The organism is Rhodococcus sp. IEGM1428, from assembly GCF_050321865.1.
Lineage (GTDB): Bacteria > Actinomycetota > Actinomycetes > Mycobacteriales > Mycobacteriaceae > Rhodococcoides.
This window is the reverse complement of sequence record NZ_JBNQFW010000004.1, coordinates 1-16,179: the sequence shown is the minus strand read 5'-3', so window position 1 is coordinate 16,179 and position 16,179 is coordinate 1. Positions and strand designations below refer to the sequence as shown.

Annotated in this window: 12 protein-coding genes and 1 rRNA gene; 6 read left to right on the top strand and 7 right to left on the bottom strand. The window is 64.5% G+C overall.

The window, feature by feature from the left end; translation table 11 throughout:
- Entirely contained in the window at positions 1-2,523 is a 2,523-nt protein-coding gene (glgP, locus tag ACQR3T_RS18305; RefSeq protein ID WP_428694421.1) for an alpha-glucan family phosphorylase, read from the bottom strand.
- A gap of 205 nt (positions 2,524-2,728) precedes the next feature.
- Here glgP and ACQR3T_RS18300 point away from each other — a divergent pair, with 205 nt between their 5' ends.
- From ACQR3T_RS18300 to ACQR3T_RS18290, 3 genes are read left to right on the top strand one after another with little or no spacing between them, the layout of a single operon-like run.
- Entirely contained in the window at positions 2,729-4,735 is a 2,007-nt protein-coding gene (locus ACQR3T_RS18300; protein ID WP_037177145.1) for an alpha-1,4-glucan--maltose-1-phosphate maltosyltransferase, read from the top strand.
- An 11-nt stretch (positions 4,736-4,746) separates the two neighbouring features.
- Positions 4,747-6,948, top strand: coding sequence for a 1,4-alpha-glucan branching protein GlgB (glgB, locus tag ACQR3T_RS18295; protein ID WP_037151345.1), 2,202 nt, complete (start codon positions 4,747-4,749; stop codon positions 6,946-6,948).
- Positions 6,949-8,397: a metallopeptidase gene (locus ACQR3T_RS18290; RefSeq protein ID WP_428694420.1), complete on the top strand. Its 1,449-nt coding sequence runs from the start codon at positions 6,949-6,951 to the stop codon at positions 8,395-8,397. It abuts the gene before it with no gap.
- A 5-nt stretch (positions 8,398-8,402) separates the two neighbouring features.
- Here ACQR3T_RS18290 and ACQR3T_RS18285 read toward each other — a convergent pair whose 3' ends face one another.
- The 3 genes from ACQR3T_RS18285 to ACQR3T_RS18275 form a co-directional block, all read right to left on the bottom strand.
- Entirely contained in the window at positions 8,403-9,290 is an 888-nt protein-coding gene (locus tag ACQR3T_RS18285) for a tetratricopeptide repeat protein (protein WP_428694711.1), read from the bottom strand.
- A gap of 104 nt (positions 9,291-9,394) precedes the next feature.
- Positions 9,395-9,766, bottom strand: a complete 372-nt coding sequence (locus ACQR3T_RS18280) for a DUF3817 domain-containing protein (protein ID WP_428694419.1) — start codon at positions 9,764-9,766, stop codon at positions 9,395-9,397.
- A gap of 67 nt (positions 9,767-9,833) precedes the next feature.
- Positions 9,834-11,024, bottom strand: a complete 1,191-nt coding sequence (locus tag ACQR3T_RS18275; RefSeq protein ID WP_428694418.1) for an acetyl-CoA C-acetyltransferase — start codon at positions 11,022-11,024, stop codon at positions 9,834-9,836.
- 105 nt (positions 11,025-11,129) lie between these two features.
- On the opposite strand from ACQR3T_RS18275, the gene mce reads away from it, so the two are divergent.
- Positions 11,130-11,612: a methylmalonyl-CoA epimerase gene (gene mce, locus ACQR3T_RS18270; protein ID WP_371828250.1), complete on the top strand. Its 483-nt coding sequence runs from the start codon at positions 11,130-11,132 to the stop codon at positions 11,610-11,612.
- A 59-nt stretch (positions 11,613-11,671) separates the two neighbouring features.
- Positions 11,672-12,622, top strand: a complete 951-nt coding sequence (locus ACQR3T_RS18265) for a hypothetical protein (protein ID WP_032375953.1) — start codon at positions 11,672-11,674, stop codon at positions 12,620-12,622.
- Positions 12,623-12,650: 28 nt separating this feature from the next.
- On the opposite strand, the gene ACQR3T_RS18260 is transcribed toward ACQR3T_RS18265, so the two are convergent.
- Both ACQR3T_RS18260 and nucS read right to left on the bottom strand, forming a co-directional pair.
- The gene (locus ACQR3T_RS18260; protein ID WP_032375952.1) at positions 12,651-12,968 is read right to left on the bottom strand and encodes a hypothetical protein; all 318 of its coding nucleotides are present in this window, start codon (positions 12,966-12,968) and stop codon (positions 12,651-12,653) included.
- Positions 12,969-13,009: 41 nt separating this feature from the next.
- Positions 13,010-13,681: an endonuclease NucS gene (gene nucS / locus ACQR3T_RS18255; RefSeq protein ID WP_037177141.1), complete on the bottom strand. Its 672-nt coding sequence runs from the start codon at positions 13,679-13,681 to the stop codon at positions 13,010-13,012.
- Positions 13,682-13,723: 42 nt separating this feature from the next.
- Between nucS and ACQR3T_RS18250 the strand changes: the two genes are divergently transcribed.
- Complete coding sequence (locus tag ACQR3T_RS18250) at positions 13,724-15,313, top strand: adenylate/guanylate cyclase domain-containing protein (RefSeq protein ID WP_428694417.1); 1,590 nt, start codon at positions 13,724-13,726, stop codon at positions 15,311-15,313.
- A 771-nt stretch (positions 15,314-16,084) separates the two neighbouring features.
- Here the strand turns inward: ACQR3T_RS18250 and rrf are convergent.
- Positions 16,085-16,179 (bottom strand): 5S ribosomal RNA (gene rrf / locus ACQR3T_RS18245); the annotation flags it as partial.

Genomic DNA, 16,179 nt, shown 5'->3' with positions numbered 1-16,179 from the left:
CTACGGAGTCGAGACCAATCCGAGCTCGGCATCCGAGGCCAGGCCGTCGTGATGCGGCAGCACCCGCACGGTGTATCCCACTGCGCCGCTGTGCGGCAGCGTGCTCTCGCCGGCATAGACGTGCTCGCCGCCCTCCGTGCCCACGTGCGTCATGGGCGTCGCCGAGATGTCGGTGAGGTTCTCCTCGTCATCGGCGCGACCGACCACCGCCTGCACCACGACGTCCGCCGCGTCCAAGCCGCCGAGATCGACGTTCGCGCGCAGCGACAGTTCCGCACCGATCACCGGAGTATCCGGTAGCCCCTCACTGTCGACGCGGGTGACTTTCACTGCGCCCCAAGCCTGTTCGATGCGGCGACGGTACGACGCCACGTCCGTGGCACCGCGGTGACCGTCGGCCGACGCCGCACGAGCGGACTCGGCAGCAGGCGCGTAGTAGCCGAGCGTGTAGTCCTGAACCATTCTCGACGCCAACACCTTCGGGCCCAGCTGTTCGAGGGTGTGCCGCACCATTTCGATCCATCGACCGGGCACGCCGTCCTCGCCGCGGTCGTAGAACTTGGGCAGCACAGCCTGTTCGAGCAGCTCGTACAGAGCAGCTGCTTCGAGATCGTCCCGTCGATTGTCGTCGGTGACACCATCGGCCGTCGGGATGGCCCAGCCGTTCTCGCCGTCGTACATCTCGTCCCACCAGCCGTCGCGGATCGAGAGGTTGAGGCCGCCGTTGAGTGCCGATTTCATGCCCGAGGTGCCACACGCTTCGAGCGGCCGCAGCGGATTGTTCAGCCATACATCGCATCCCCAGTACAGGAAGCGCGCCATGGACATGTCGTAGTCGGGCAGGAACACGATGCGGTGCCGCACGTCGGCTTGATCGGCGAATCTGACGATCTGCTGAATGAGCGCCTTTCCGCCGTCGTCGGCGGGATGCGACTTGCCTGCGACCACGAGTTGGACCGGCCGTTCCGGGTCCAGCAACATCGCCCGCAGTCGCTCGGGTTCGCGCAGCATCAGAGTCAGTCGCTTGTACGTCGGTACGCGTCGAGCGAACCCGACGGTCAGCACGTTCGGATCGAAAACACTTGCGGTCCAATTGATCTCGGCTTGCGTGGAACCGCGTTCGAGTGCCGACCGCCGCACTCGGCGGCGTACCTCGTCCACCAACTGCGCACGCAGAGCGTTACGTGTGGACCACACGCGCTCCGAGGACATCTCCCCCTCCTGTGCCCATTCCCGAGCAGACCACGTCGGGGCATGGACGCCGTTGGTGACCGATCCGATCGGCACCTCGGACGCATCGAATCCCGGCCACAGACCGTTGAACATCTCGCGGCTGACGATGCCGTGGAGTTTCGACACACCGTTGGCTCGTTGGCCGAGCCGCAATCCCATGTGCGCCATGTTGAACACCGAGGCGTCACTCTCGCCGCCGAGGGCGAGGATTCGATCCATCGCCAAACCCGGTAGCAGCGCCGAGTCCGCACCGCCGTCCGCACTTCCGAAGTAGTGCCGCACCAGATCGGCCGGAAACCGGTCGATTCCGGCGGGGACAGGGGTGTGGGTGGTGAAGACGGTGCCGGCCCGCACCGCAGCCAGCGCCGCGTCGAAATCCAGGGTTCCCGAGGTGACGAGTTCGCGGATGCGTTCGACGCCCAAGAAGCCGGCGTGGCCCTCGTTCATGTGGAACACCTCGGGGTCGGGCAGTCCGTGTGCACGGGTGTAGGCCCGGATCGCTCGTACTCCGCCGATACCGGCGAGGATCTCCTGCTTGATGCGGTGATCCTGGTCGCCGCCGTACAACCGGTCGGTCACCCCGCGCAGCTCGGGATCGTTGTCGGCGATGTCGGAGTCGAGCAACAACAGCGGGACGCGCCCCACCTGGGCGATCCACACACGCGCCCGCAGAACGCGAGATCCCGGCATCGACACATGGATCAGCACCGGAGAATCGCCGTCGTCGGTGAGCAACCGCAGCGGCAGACCGTGCGGGTCGAGGGACGGATAGCGTTCGGCCTGCCAGCCGTCGGCAGTCAGCGACTGGCGGAAATACCCCGAGCGATAGAGCAGGCCGACACCGATCAACGGCAGGCCCAGGTCGGAGGCCTCCTTGAGGTGGTCCCCGGCCAAGATGCCGAGCCCGCCCGAGTAGTTCGGCAGCACTTCGGTGACACCGAACTCCATGGAGAAATACCCGATGCCCGACGGCAGAGCCCGCCCCTTCGACAGCTCGTTCTGGTACCAGAGCGGACGGGCGAGGTAGTCGTGCAGATCCGCCTCGGCGGCGTCCAGCTCGGCCAGAAAACGCTCGTCGGCCGCGAGTTCCTCGAGCCGCGCGGGTGCGACGGCTCCCAGTACGGCCACCGGATCGCGCTCGAGTTCGGTCCACAACAGTGGATCGATGTGCTCGAACAGATCCTGCGTCGCCGAGTGCCACGACCACCTGAGGTTTGTCGAGAGCTCGGCGAGGGCATTCAAGCGGGCGGGAAGATGGGCTCGGACGGTGAATCGGCGCAAAGCTTTCACAGGATCGAACCCTACCCACGGACACCTGTGTCGATGGGCGGCTTACGCGAAATCTGCACCGCGGTGCCCGTCGCGGGCAGTATGCGTCGGCGCACGCGCTATCTGCATTGCTGCATTACGGTTGACGAATAGAAGCACACCAATATCGGTTCGATCAGAGGTTGCGCCCGCGCAGCCATACCTCTAGCGAAGAATGGAGTGTGAAGTGACAGGTCGACTTGGTATCGACAATGTCCTTCCAGATACGACGACCGGGAAGTACCCCGCGAAAGCGGTGGTGGGCGAGACGTTTCCAGTCTCCGCCGACGTCTGGCGCGAGGGTCACGACGCGGTGGCCGCGACACTGTCGGTGCGCGGACCGGGAGGCAAACTCGAACGCATCCCGATGACACCGGGCCGCGAACCCGACACGTTCGACGCGGTGTTCGTCCCCTCTCGGCCGGGCTACTGGATCTGCCGCATCGAAGCGTGGAGCGATCCGATCAGCACCTGGCGGCATGCCGTGGAAGCCAAGCTCGGAGTGGGCCAGAGCGCGCACGAACTCGCGAACGATCTGGAGATCGGGGCGCGCCTGTTCCTGCGCGCCGCCACCGGGGTTCCTGCCGAAAGCAGGCAACTGCTGGCCGACGTCGCTGCCGCGCTGCGCGACACCGACCGACCGCTGCCGGCCCGAGTGTCGTCGGCGTTCGCGTCGTCGGTCGCCGAACTGCTGTTCGCGCACCCGCTGCGCGAGCTGGTGACCCGCTCGCGCGCGGTCAACATCTGGGTCGATCGCAATCTCGCTCTCAACGGTGCCTGGTACGAGTTCTTCCCTCGATCGACCGGCGGGTGGAACGAGGACGGATCGCCGCGGCACGGCACGTTCGCAACGTCGATCGAGCAGTTGCCCCGCATCCAGCGGATGGGATTCGACATCGTCTATCTGCCGCCGATCCACCCGATCGGCACGATCAACCGCAAGGGTCCGAACAACACGTTGACTCCGGGCCCCGAGGACGTCGGGTCGCCGTGGGCGATCGGATCCAAGGACGGCGGGCACGACGCCATTCATCCCGAATTGGGAACCGAGGACGATTTCCGTGCCTTCGTAGCCGCCGCGCAGGAGCACAACTTGGAAGTGGCACTCGACCTCGCCCTCCAGGCCGCACCCGATCATCCTTGGGCTGCAACACATTCCGAGTGGTTCACCGTGCTGCCGGACGGCACAATCGCCTACGCCGAGAACCCTCCGAAGAAGTATCAGGACATCTACCCGGTCAACTTCGACAACGACCGACGCGGCATCTACGAAGAGGTACTGCGCGTGGTCCGGTATTGGATCTCGCTGGGGGTCAAGGTCTTCCGAGTCGACAACCCACACACCAAGCCACCGGACTTCTGGGAGTGGCTCATCGCCGAGGTCAAGAAGACCGACCCGGACGTGCTCTTCCTTGCCGAGGCATTCACCAGGCCGGTTCGCATGTACGGATTGGCACAGCGCGGGTTCACCCAGTCCTACACGTACTTCACCTGGCGTACCGCCAAGTGGGAGCTGACCGAGTTCGCCGAGGAACATGCTCGACGCGCCGACGACGCGCGCCCGAACCTGTTCGTCAACACCCCGGACATCCTGCACGAGAGCCTGCAGCACGGCGGGCCCGGAATGTTCGCTCTGCGAGCGGCTCTCGCGGCGACGATGGCACCGACCTGGGGCGTCTACTCCGGGTACGAGCTGTTCGAGCACCAGGCCGTGCGTGAGGGCAGCGAGGAGTACCTGGACTCGGAGAAGTACCAGTTGCGTCCGCGCGACTTCGAGGGTGCGCTCGCCCGAGGCGAGTCGCTCGAGCCCTGGATCACCACGCTGAACGCGATCAGGCGTGCGCATCCGGCGCTGCAGCAGCTTCGCAACATCCACTTTCACACCATCGACAACGAGGCGTTGATCGGGTACTCGAAGTTCGACCCGCAGACCGGCGACTCGGTTCTGGTGGTGATCAACCTCAACCCGTTCGGGGCCGAGGAAGGCACCATCCACCTGGACATGCCTGCCCTCGGCCACGACTGGCAGGACACCCTCACGATCAAGGACGAGGTGAGCGGCGTTCATTACGACTGGGGCCACACCAATTTCGTCCGACTCGAGCCCTGGACGTCGGTGGCGCACATCTTCACGCTCCCCCACATTCCCTACCCGGCACGAATCGAACTGGCCTACCGCGGCAACCGAAAGTGAGTGGATTCAACGTGACCAAGAATCCGACGACGCCCGAAGACACCGTCGCAGCCCCGTCCGACAACGATCTGGAACTCATCGCGGCGGGTCGGCACTACAACCCGCATTCCGTTCTCGGTGCCCATCCGGTACCCGGCGGAACGGCCATCCGAGCGCTCAAGCCCGACGCCGAGAAGGTCGTCGCCCGAGTCGGCGGTGTCGACCACGAGCTGACCCACGTCGCGCACGGGGTCTTCTCGGCGCTGCTGCCGTTCGAGGACCTGATCGACTATCGGCTCGTCGTGACGTGGCCCGGCGGGCACGTCTCCGAATCCGCCGACGGATACCGGTTCCTCCCCACTCTCGGCGAGCTCGACCTACATCTGTTCGGTGAGGGTCGGCACGAGCGGCTGTGGGACATCCTCGGCGCGCATCAGCAGTCGTACGCGACACCGGACGGTCCAGTGGTCGGCACCTCGTTCGCAGTGTGGGCCCCCGCAGCGCAGGGCGTCACCCTCGTCGGCGACTTCGACGGCTGGACCGGCCGCAGCTGGCCCATGCGAGTACTGGGCTCGACCGGTGTGTGGGAGCTCTTCGTTCCCGACATCGCGCCGGGTGCGTTGTACAAGTTCCGCGTTCACGGTGCCGACGGTTCGGTCAAGGACAAGGCAGACCCGATGGCCTTTGCCACCGAGGTTCCGCCGTCGACCGCATCGGTCGTCACCGCGTCGTCGTACACGTGGAACGACGAGAAGTGGCTCGACACCAGGGCCGGAATCGAGCCAACGCAGGCACCGATGAGTGTCTACGAGATCCACCTGGCGTCGTGGCGACCGGGCCTGGGTTACCGCGAACTGGCCGAGCAATTGGCCGAGTACATCACCGAAACCGGCTTCACCCACGTCGAGCTCCTCCCGGTCGCGGAGCACCCCTTCGGCGGGTCGTGGGGCTACCAGGTCACGTCCTACTACGCACCCACATCACGTTTCGGCAGCCCCGACGATTTCCGCTACTTCGTCGATCATCTGCACAGCGCCGGAATCGGCGTCATCGTCGATTGGGTGCCTGCGCACTTCCCCAAGGACGAGTGGGCCCTCGCTCGATTCGACGGCGGCCCGCTCTACGAACACGGCGACCCGCAGCGCGGCGAGCAACTCGACTGGGGCACACTTGTTTTCGACTTCGGCCGCCGAGAGGTGCGCAACTTCCTGGTCGCGAACGCGCTGTACTGGATCGACGAGTTCCACATCGACGGCCTCCGTGTCGACGCCGTGGCATCGATGCTGTACCTGGATTACTCCCGCCCCGAGGGCGGTTGGTCGCCGAACATCTACGGCGGCCGGGAGAACCTCGAGGCCGTCACGTTCCTGCAGGAGATGAACGCGACGGTGCACAAGAAGCACCGCGGCGTCGTCACCGTGGCCGAGGAGTCGACGGCATGGCCCGGTGTCACCCGCCCGACGAACGTCGGCGGACTCGGCTTCAACATGAAGTGGAACATGGGCTGGATGCACGACACCCTGGGATTCCTCGGGCGTGATCCGATCCATCGCAGCTACCACCACCACGAGATCACCTTCTCCCTCGTCTACGCGTGGAGCGAGAACTACCTGCTCCCGATCAGCCACGACGAGGTGGTGCACGGCAAGGGGACGCTGTGGACTCGGATGCCCGGTGACGACTACACCAAGGCAGCAGGGCTGCGCGGCATGCTCGCCTACATGTGGGCGCACCCGGGCAAGCAACTGCTGTTCATGGGCCAGGAGTTCGGCCAGACCCGTGAATGGTCCGAAGAACGCGGCCTCGACTGGTACCAGATCGACGAGGAGCCCCTGCACAACGGCGTCAAATCCCTTGTCTCCGATCTGAACTCGACGTACAAGTCGCATCCGGCATTGTGGACACTCGACACCTCGCCGAGCGGGTACTCGTGGATCGACGCCAACGACACCGAGAACAACGTGCTGAGCTTTCTGCGGTACGGGTCCGACGGTTCGGTCATCGCGTGTATTTTCAACTTCTCCGGTTCCGAGCACGGCAGCTATCGTGTGGGACTACCGGAACCCGGCCGTTGGATCGAGATTCTGAACACCGATGCAACGGAATACGGCGGCTCCGGAATGGGCAACCTGGGTGAAGTGACGGCAACATCGCACTCGTGGCACGGTCGACCGGCGTCAGGCCAGGTCGCACTTCCCGCCAACGGGGCGATCTGGATAAAACTGGAGCGATAGATGAGTGGCGGCCGCACACCCCGACTACTGGCCGCGGCCGCCACTGCAGGACTCCTTCTCCTCGCCTCGTGCGCGCAGACTGTCGGCGGTAACGCCGTGTCCATCTACGAGAACCCGTTCACTGTCGCCGGACTGCCGGTCACGAGCGGACCGAGCGGGCCACGACCGGGTGTCCCCGATTCGACGATCGAGGTCGAGAACGCCGAGGGCACCGACTCCGATGTCCTCGCCACCAACGCGATCGACGACATTCAACAGTTCTGGGCCCAGCAGTACCCGGCCCTCTTCAAGGGCTCGTTCACACCGATCTCGAACGTGGTCTCGTGGGACGCGTCCGAGGACGAGGGATCCGGCGTCAGGTTCTGCGGAGACCGAACCGGTGGTGTCCCCAATGCCGCGTATTGCACACGCGACGACTCGATCGGGTGGGATCGCACCATTCTGCTTCCTGCTCTGGTCGACGCATTCGGACCGATGTCGGTGGTGATGGTGATCGCACACGAATACGGTCATGCCATCCAGCATCAATCGGGACTCGTCGGTGACGACACACCGACTATCGTGGCCGAGCAACAGGCCGACTGTTTTGCCGGCGCGTTCATTCGCCATGTCGCAGAGGACGATTCGCCGCACTTCACCATCAATACCTCCGACGGACTCAACGGCGTTCTCGCCGCGACCGTCGCCGTGCGCGATGTCGATCCCAACGATCCGGAATCGGTGCACGGCTCTGCCTTCGAGCGCGTCACGGCTGTGCAGATCGGCTTCACCGACGGTGCCGGGGCATGCACGAGCATCGACGAGGCCGAAATCGACTCGCGTCGAGCATCGTTGCCGCAGAAGTTCGATGATCCCGACGACTCGGGTGAACTACCGGTCACCGAGGACTCCCTCGACGCCTTCACTCGATCCTTCGAGCAGGTACTGCCCGTCACCGCTCCCCCGGCCGTCGACTACACCGGTTCGGACGTCGGATGCGCCGACGCCGAAGCCACTGCGCCGGTGTCGTACTGCCCCTCGACCAATACCATCGGCGTCGACGTCGAGGCCCTGGCCGAAGTCGGCCAGCCCGAGACCCCGCAGCGCGGAGACATATTGCCGCTCAACGTCTCCGGTGACTACAGCGCGTACGTGCTGTTCGCCTCCCGCTACACGCTCGCGGTGCAGAAGGAAGCCGGCCAGACCCTCGACGACCCGCAGACCGCTCTGCGTTCGGCGTGCCTGTCCGGGGTCATCACCTCGGCGATGAGCGCCGAGAACGGTTCGACGGGCCTCGAAGTCTTTCTCTCCCCCGGCGATCTCGACGAGGCGGTGTCGGGCCTACTCAGCGACGGACTCGCAGCCAGCGACGTCAACGGAACGACGCTGCCATCCGGATTCTCCCGAGTCGACGCCTTCCGCTCGGGAGTACTCGGCGGCAAGGAGCTGTGCGACTCGCGCTACAGCTGAGGAACTCAGTACAGAGCGGACGCGAGTTTGCGCCGCGCGGACACCACCAGCGGATCGGCTGCGTCGAACAACTCGAACAGCTCGAGAAGTCGAGTGCGCAGTGCGGTCCGGTCGTCGCCCGCACTGATCTTGATGCCGTCGATCAACCGAGCGAAAGCCTGCTCCGGTTGCTGAGCAGCCATCTCGGCGTCCGCGGCCTCGATCCGGGCCTGCACGTTCGCGGGATCGGCGTCGGCGATCTCGATGGCGTCAGGTGCAATATTCTGCACCCGAGCCAAGAACCTGACCTGACGCAGCGCCGCGACGGCGTCGGTGTTCTTTGGTTCGGCGTCGATGATCGCCTGGTAGGCAGCTTCTGCCTTGTCGAAGTCGCCCTCGTCGATGGCTTCCTCGGCAGCGACGATTCTGGGGTCCTCGATCTCGGGTTCCGGTTCGGCGGCAGCCGCCCCGGGAGGCCCGGTGAGCTTTCCTGCAGTCGCCTGCTCGACGGCCTGCAGCCACTGACGCAGCTGCTCGTCCGACTGAGTTCCTTGGAAGTCGGCCAGCGGCTGACCGGCCGCAACGGCAACCACCGTCGGAATCGCTTGCACACCGAACGCTTGCGCGATCTGTGGATTGGAATCGACGTCGACGCGGGCCAGCACCCACGTGCCGCCTGCCTCGACGGCCAGTTGGCCGAGCTGTCGCGTCAACGCCTGCGATTGCGGGGAGCGGGCCGAACCGAGATCGACGATCACCGGGACCTGAGTGGATCGTTGCAGAACCTCGGCCTCGAACGTCGCCGCGGTCACGTCCACGATCGGTGCGAGTCCCCCGGATTCACCGGCGGGCTGGGCCGCGGGAGCAGGTGCCGGACGGTCCTTGAGAACGGACAGGTCGACAGCACCGGCGATCGAGGCGGGGACGGCAGCTGACGGGCGGACGGGAGGACGGGAACCGGGTCGAGTCACGTCCTACAGTTTGTCACTAACCCGATGCGTCATCCACTGGCGGGCAGTCAGGACAGGACCTTCGCGTCGGCTACGGGTCGGTCCGTGCTCAGCTCGGCGAGGCGTCCGGTGCGCGCGGCCCAGACCTCGAAGATCACCGTGCCGAACGGCGGGAACGCTGCGACGAGCGCCAGCAGTGTTGCCTTGACGTCCCACTTCAACTTCACTGCCGTCAACACCGCGATGCCCAGGTACACGACGAACACGCCGCCATGGATCGGCCCGAAGATCTTCACGCCGATTTCGTTGCCATCGGCGGGGATGTACTTGAACGCCATTCCGATCAGCAGTCCCAGCCAGGTGAACGCTTCGAGTACAGCGATGAAACGGAAGCGGGTGGCCGTGCTGCTCAGGTTGAAGAAGTTGGTCATGCCAGCCATTGTGCCCGGTTTGCTACGACAGAACGTAGTGGCTCTGGTCTCACTCCCGACCAGAGCCACCGCGGTCCTACTTCTTCGGTACTCGAACGATGAGGGCGTCGCCCTGTCCACCGCCGCCGCACAGTGCGGCTGCGCCGACTCCGCCGCCGCGTCGCTGCAGCTCGAGGGCCAAGTGCAATGCGATGCGGGCACCGGACATGCCGAGGGGATGTCCGATGGAGATCGCGCCACCGTTGACGTTCACGATCTCCGGATCGATGCCGAGCTCGCGTGTCGAGGCGATTCCGACCGCCGCGAACGCCTCGTTGATCTCGACGACGTCGAGGTCCTTCGGATCGATGCCGTCCTTCTCGCACGCCTTGGCGATCGCCCGGGCCGGCTGCGACTGCAGCGTGGAGTCGGGACCGGCCACGACTCCGTGGGCACCGATCTCGGCGAGCCAGGTCAAACCGAGCGACTCGGCCTTGTCCTTGCTCATCACGACGACGGCGGCAGCACCGTCGGAAATCTGCGACGCCGATCCCGCGGTGACGGTTCCGGCCTTGTCGAAGGCGGGTCGAAGTTTGCCGAGTGAATCGACCGTGGTGTCGGCGCGGATGCCTTCGTCTTGCGTGACCTGGATCGGATCGCCCTTGCGCTGCGGTACGGACACGGCGACAACCTCGTTGTCGAATACGCCGTTCTTCCAGGCGGTTGCGGCTTTCTGATGCGACGCGGCAGCGAAAGCGTCTTGCTCCTCGCGGCTGATGGCTTCGGCACTCTGGTTCCGCTGCTCGGTGAGTGCGCCCATGGCCTGGTCGGTGAAGATGTCGTACAAACCGTCGTATGCGAGGTGATCACGCATCGTGACGTCGCCGTACTTGAACCCGGCGCGCGACTTCTCGAGCATGTGCGGGGCCTGGGTCATCGACTCCTGTCCACCAGCGACGACGATCTCGAACTCACCGGCGCGAATGAGCTGATCGGCCAGCGCGATCGCGTCGACGCCGGAAAGACACACTTTGTTGATCGTCAGTGCAGGCACGGTCATCGGAATGCCGGCGGCGACGGCAGCCTGACGGGCCGGGATCTGGCCGGCTCCGGCGGTCAGAACCTGTCCCATGATGACGTAGTCGACCTGATCCGGTGCAACACCGGCCTTCTCGAGGGCACCCTTGATGGCGATTCCGCCGAGGTCCGATCCCGAGAAGTCCTTGAGTGCGCCCGAGAAGCGCCCGACGGGCGTACGAGCACCGGCAACGATGACTGTTGTGGTCACGATTTCCTCCGAAAGTGTGAAGACGGCCTTGTCGAGATCAACGCTCCGACGCCCCCTACCGATACCGGCCGGGCGGAGCACCGAAACGCAGCTGGCGCTAACGTCATGGCCATGACCTCCAGCACGCAGTCTTACACGGGAGCCCCGCTGCGCTCCGACCTGGTGACGGCTATCGACCACGTGGGTGTTGCGGTGCCCGATCTCGACGCCGCAATCGCCTGGTACACCGACCACCTCGGCATGGTCGCCGTGCACGAGGAGATCAACGAAGAACAGGGCGTTCGCGAGGCGATGCTCTCGTTCCCCGGTGCCGGAGAGAAGTCCGCTGCACTGCAGTTGCTCGCCCCGATCGACGAGTCGTCCACCATCGCCAAGTTCATCGGACGCAACGGACCGGGACTTCAGCAGTTGGCGTACCGCGTCACCGATATCGAGGAGATCTCGACCGAGTTGCGCGCCCGCGGCGTTCGGCTGCTGTACGACGCCCCGCGCCGGGGCACTGCCGATTCTCGGATCAACTTCGTCCATCCCAAGGACGCCGGTGGCGTGCTCATTGAACTTGTCGAGCCGAATCCCGACGCGCACTGATCGAACTCTGTGAACGAGCCGTATGGCTCTCCACTTGACTCACCGGTAAATTGACGGCCATGGCCATCGATCATGAGCGCACTTCCACGGTGCAACTTCCCTTTTCCATCGTCCGGAAGGGGTTCGATCGCGACGAAGTCACCAACTACTTCGAGCGGTTCGACGCCGAGCTCCGGCTGACGACCGCTGATCGTGATGCGGCCGCAGCCCAGGCTCGTGATCTGGCCAAGCAACTCGACGACGCGCGTGACGAGATCGACGAACTGCGCAAGGACATCGATCGCCTGTCGGTTCCGCCCACCACAGCGGAGGGTATGAGTGATCGCATCTCGCGCATGCTGCGGTTGGCCTCCGACGAGGCATCCGAGGTACGCGCCAAGGCGCACTCGGAGTCCGAGGAAATGATTTCGGTTGCGCAGCAAGAGAGTGCGCGACTGCGGGGACGGCACGAGTCACTGGTGGCAGAACTCGAAGAGCGCCGGACGGCGCTCGAGACCGAGCACCAGCAGACCATGGCGCAGGCGCGCACCGAGGCAGCCCGGGTGGTCGAGGCCGCGCAGGCCGAGCGCGACAAGCTGGCCGCCGAGTCCGAGGCCAAGCGCGCCAAGGTTCAGGAAGATTTCGAGATCACGATGGCCGAGCGCCGCACCAAGGTGCTGACCGCGCTCGAAGAACTCGAAGCGTCGAGCAAGGCCGATGCTGCCCGCCGCATCGAGGAGGCAACCACCGAGGCTGCTCGACGGCTTCAATCCGCCAGCGAACAAGCCGAACGGCGGATCGCCCACTCCAAGGAACTGGCCGAGGAGTTGCGCGTGCTGCGCAGCCGCGTACTCGCCCAGCTGCTCGGAATCCGTGGACAGCTCGATTCGGTTCCGGCCATGCTCGCCTCGGTCAACCGCGAGAGCGAACTGCTCGACAATCCCGACCCGACGGCAATCCTCAAGAAGGAAGAAGAGAAGGCAGCCGCGAAGGCCGAGGACGAGAAGGAATCGGCCGACTCGGCGTCCTGACTTCGCAGTACACGCTGGGCCTCCCCCGCTACGACCACCTGCGGGTAAGGCCTCGCGTGTTTCGGCCGCTCCAACATCCGGTGTGCCAATGTCTACGGTTGTCCGCGCCTCCGAAATCGTCCGACGGCCACGCGACGATATGCGCGACGCCCGGCCGCACCTCGTGATCGCAGCCGGGGCAGCGATACGTCTTGACGGCCTTGGCACCCGGGATCATCCGCGTCGTGTATGTGTCTCCATCCGGACCGACCTCGACCCGGTTGCCACCCAGTACCGAGTCGGTTGCCGGACCGAGATCACTCGGGCCGCTCCGATTCGGTCGGCGGGGTTGGTTACGACGGGGCACCCGTCCAGTGTAGAGAACAGGCCGATTCGTGCCGACAGTCGTCAGAAAAGACGGAACTCGGTGCTGTCGGTTCCCCGTAGGACGTCGTAGTCGAGTGTGAGACAACGTATGCCGCGGTCGGTGGCCAGCGTCTTCGCCTGCGGCTTGATGACCTGGGCAGCGAAGACTCCGCTCACCGGGGCCAGCAGCGGATCACGATTGAGAAGCTCCAGGTACCGGGTCAACTGCTCGACGCCGTCGATCTCACCACGTCGCTTGATCTCGACGGCCACTGTTCCGCCATCAGCGTTGCGGCACAGCAGATCCACCGGTCCGATAGCCGTCATGTATTCGCGTCGGACGAGGGTGTATCCGTCCCCCAAGGTGCTGACGTGCTCGGCCAACAACTCCTGAAGATGGGCCTCCACACCGTCTTTCACCAGACCCGGGTCTATGCCCAGCTCGTGACTCGAGTCGAGCTCGACGTCGTCGATGGTGATCCGAAGTTCTTCGCCCGCCTTGTTGGTGACGACCCATTTGATCGTCTCGTCTTCGGTGGTCTCGACCATCCAACACGGCGGAGACATCCAGTTGAGCGGCTTGTACGCGCGGTCGTCCGCATGCACGCTGACCGATCCGTCGGACTTCACGAGCAACAGACGGCGAGCCGACGGAAGGTGTGCGGTGAGACGGCCGACGTAGTCGACTTGGCAACGAGCAATAACTAAACGCACTCGACCACCATAAGGCAGGCTCCCCGTTAGTCTGTGACGACCATGCCGCAATTGAGACGATCTGCCGCTCCCCTGGGTTCCCGACTGCTCGGCGACACCTCCGAGTCCCCGCGCCGACGACGGGTTCGCATCCAGCTGTTGCTGACGGTCTTCCTCATCCTGTCGAACCTGATCGGCGCCGTCATCGTCGGTGTGTTGATCAGCGTTGTCGTGCCGGGACCGAACGTGCTCGATCCGAGCAAGTACTGGTGGGTCAACTACATCGTCGTACCGGTCTACGTGTTCGTGGCATTCGTCGTCGGTGCTGTCTGGGGCACCACGCACGCACTGCGAAGCTTGCGGTGGGCAATCGAAGACCGTCAACCCAGCCGCGAGGAGCAGGTCGCGACACTCGCAATGCCCTGGCGACTGACGCGAATCCAGATTCTGCTCTGGATCGGAGCCTTGCTGCTGCTCCCCACGATCGACGGGATCATCGACTCGGCGTCGATTCCCAAGGTTGCGTTCACCATCGCAGCAGGTGGCACCGTCGTCTGTGCGTTCAGCTACCTACTCAGTGAGTTTGCGCTTCGTCCCGCTGCCGCTCGGGCCCTCGAAGCCGGTGATCCTCGACGAATTCGTATTGCAGGAGTCATGGGCCGCTCCATCCTGTCGTGGCTACTGGGAACGGGCGTCCCGGTCAGCGGCTTGATGATCATCGCGATCTTCCGCTTCATCAACCCCGAAACCACATCGACTCAGTTGGCCATCTCCATCCTCGCGTTGGGTGGCATCACCATCGTGTTCGGACTCGCGTTGACCGTGCTGGGCGGCTTCGCGACCACCTCCCCCATCAACAATGTCCGCGCGGGTATGGCCGAGGTGGAGAAGGGCAACATGGACGTCCGCCTTGCGGTGTACGACGGCACCGAACTCGGCGAGCTGCAGAGTGGCTTCAACCGCATGGCCGACGGTGTGCGCGATCGAGAGAAGATCCGTGATCTGTTCGGCAGACACGTCGGACACGAAGTTGCCGAGAAGGCATTGCAGTCCGAGAGCGAACTCGGCGGACAAGAACGCGATATCGCAGTGTTCTTCATCGACCTCGTGGGATCGACGGAGCTGGCAGCGTCCCGGCCCCCTACCGAGGTCGTGGACCTACTCAACCGATTCTTCGCAGTCGTGGTCGACGAGGTGGACGAGCACGGCGGCTTCATCAACAAGTTCGAGGGCGACGCCGCGCTGGCCATCTTCGGAGCCCCGAACGAAATTTCCGACCACTGCGGCTCCGCACTGGCTGCAGCACGGGCAATTGCTCGACGGTTGTTGGTGGAAGTGCCCGAATGCAGCGCCGCTGTCGGCGTCGCTGCCGGACGGGCGGTTGCCGGCAACGTCGGTGCAAAGTCCAGATTCGAGTACACCGTTATCGGAGACCCGGTGAACGAGGCCGCTCGTCTCTCCGAACTGGCAAAGAATTCGCCCGGAGCCATCCTCGCGTCCAAGACTGCCGTCGACGGCGCTGCTGACGAGGAAGCACATCGTTGGGAATTCGGTGATGCAGTCACCCTTCGCGGACGGTCTGCGGAAACAGTTCTCGCAAATCCGAAGGACGTCAAGGTCGCGGAGGATGAGCCCGAAGCCGTTCGCGCCTGACCCGATCGTTGGGCTCGGTAGGTGTAATGCCCTGCGTCCCTGCCGTTTTCATCACTGACGACTCGGCCGTCTTTTGCCCGGTCCCCCTCGCAAACGCGCTCGCGTTTGTCGAACGCTCACGAAATCGCTGACGATTCTGCGCGCGCCTCGCGAAGGCGAGCGCGTCTGCAGAATCCAGGTGTTGCGTAAGCCCGCGAACTTCGATCGCCAAGCTTCGATAGCAGTACTCGACTTGTTGGGGTTCAGTCCGGTTCGGCGGCCCGCAAACGCGCGCGCTTTTGTCAGGTGCGCGCAGTCTGGTGTCGCTGTTCTGCTCGCGTCTCGCAAACGCGCACGCGTTTGTGACCAGGGTTGGCACCGACAAGTCAGCCGGCCGACCCGGCTGGGCATCGCCGATTCCCTTTGTCTACGGGAAATGCGCTTGCGTGTGCGAGGGAGGTGACAGTAAAAGGTCGGCGGCCGGCACTATTGGAGGCAACCAGCGGTGCTGACACCTCTGGATTATGCGAATGCGCGTGCGTTTGTCAGGTGCGCGCAGTCTGGTGTCGCTGTTCTGCTCGCGTCTGGCGAGTGCGCTCGCGTGTGCGACCCGGGTGGGGGCGAGACGCGCGGCCGCATCGCAATGATGGGACCTGCGGTGCAGATGTCGGAGCCCTGGAATTCAGGAATACCGACGACGGGCAAGGCCACGAATACTGTTGTGACTGTAGGTGGTTTCGAATGCAGACAACCCCCGACCGTGATGGTCGGGGGTTGTCTGGTTCAAGTTGTGTTCGGCGGTGTCCTACTCTCCCACACCCTGTCGAGTGCAGTACCATCGGCGCTGGAGGGCTTAGCTTCCGGGTTCGGAATGGGACCGGGCGTTT

Coding starts and splice junctions, on each gene's coding strand:
- ACQR3T_RS18290 (WP_428694420.1), top strand. CDS start 6,949: ATGAGTGGCGGCCGCACACCCCGACTACTGGCCGCGGCCGCCACTGCA.
- ACQR3T_RS18280 (WP_428694419.1), bottom strand. CDS start 9,766: ATGGCTGGCATGACCAACTTCTTCAACCTGAGCAGCACGGCCACCCGC.
- mce (WP_371828250.1), top strand. CDS start 11,130: ATGGCCATGACCTCCAGCACGCAGTCTTACACGGGAGCCCCGCTGCGC.
- ACQR3T_RS18265 (WP_032375953.1), top strand. CDS start 11,672: ATGGCCATCGATCATGAGCGCACTTCCACGGTGCAACTTCCCTTTTCC.
- ACQR3T_RS18250 (WP_428694417.1), top strand. CDS start 13,724: ATGCCGCAATTGAGACGATCTGCCGCTCCCCTGGGTTCCCGACTGCTC.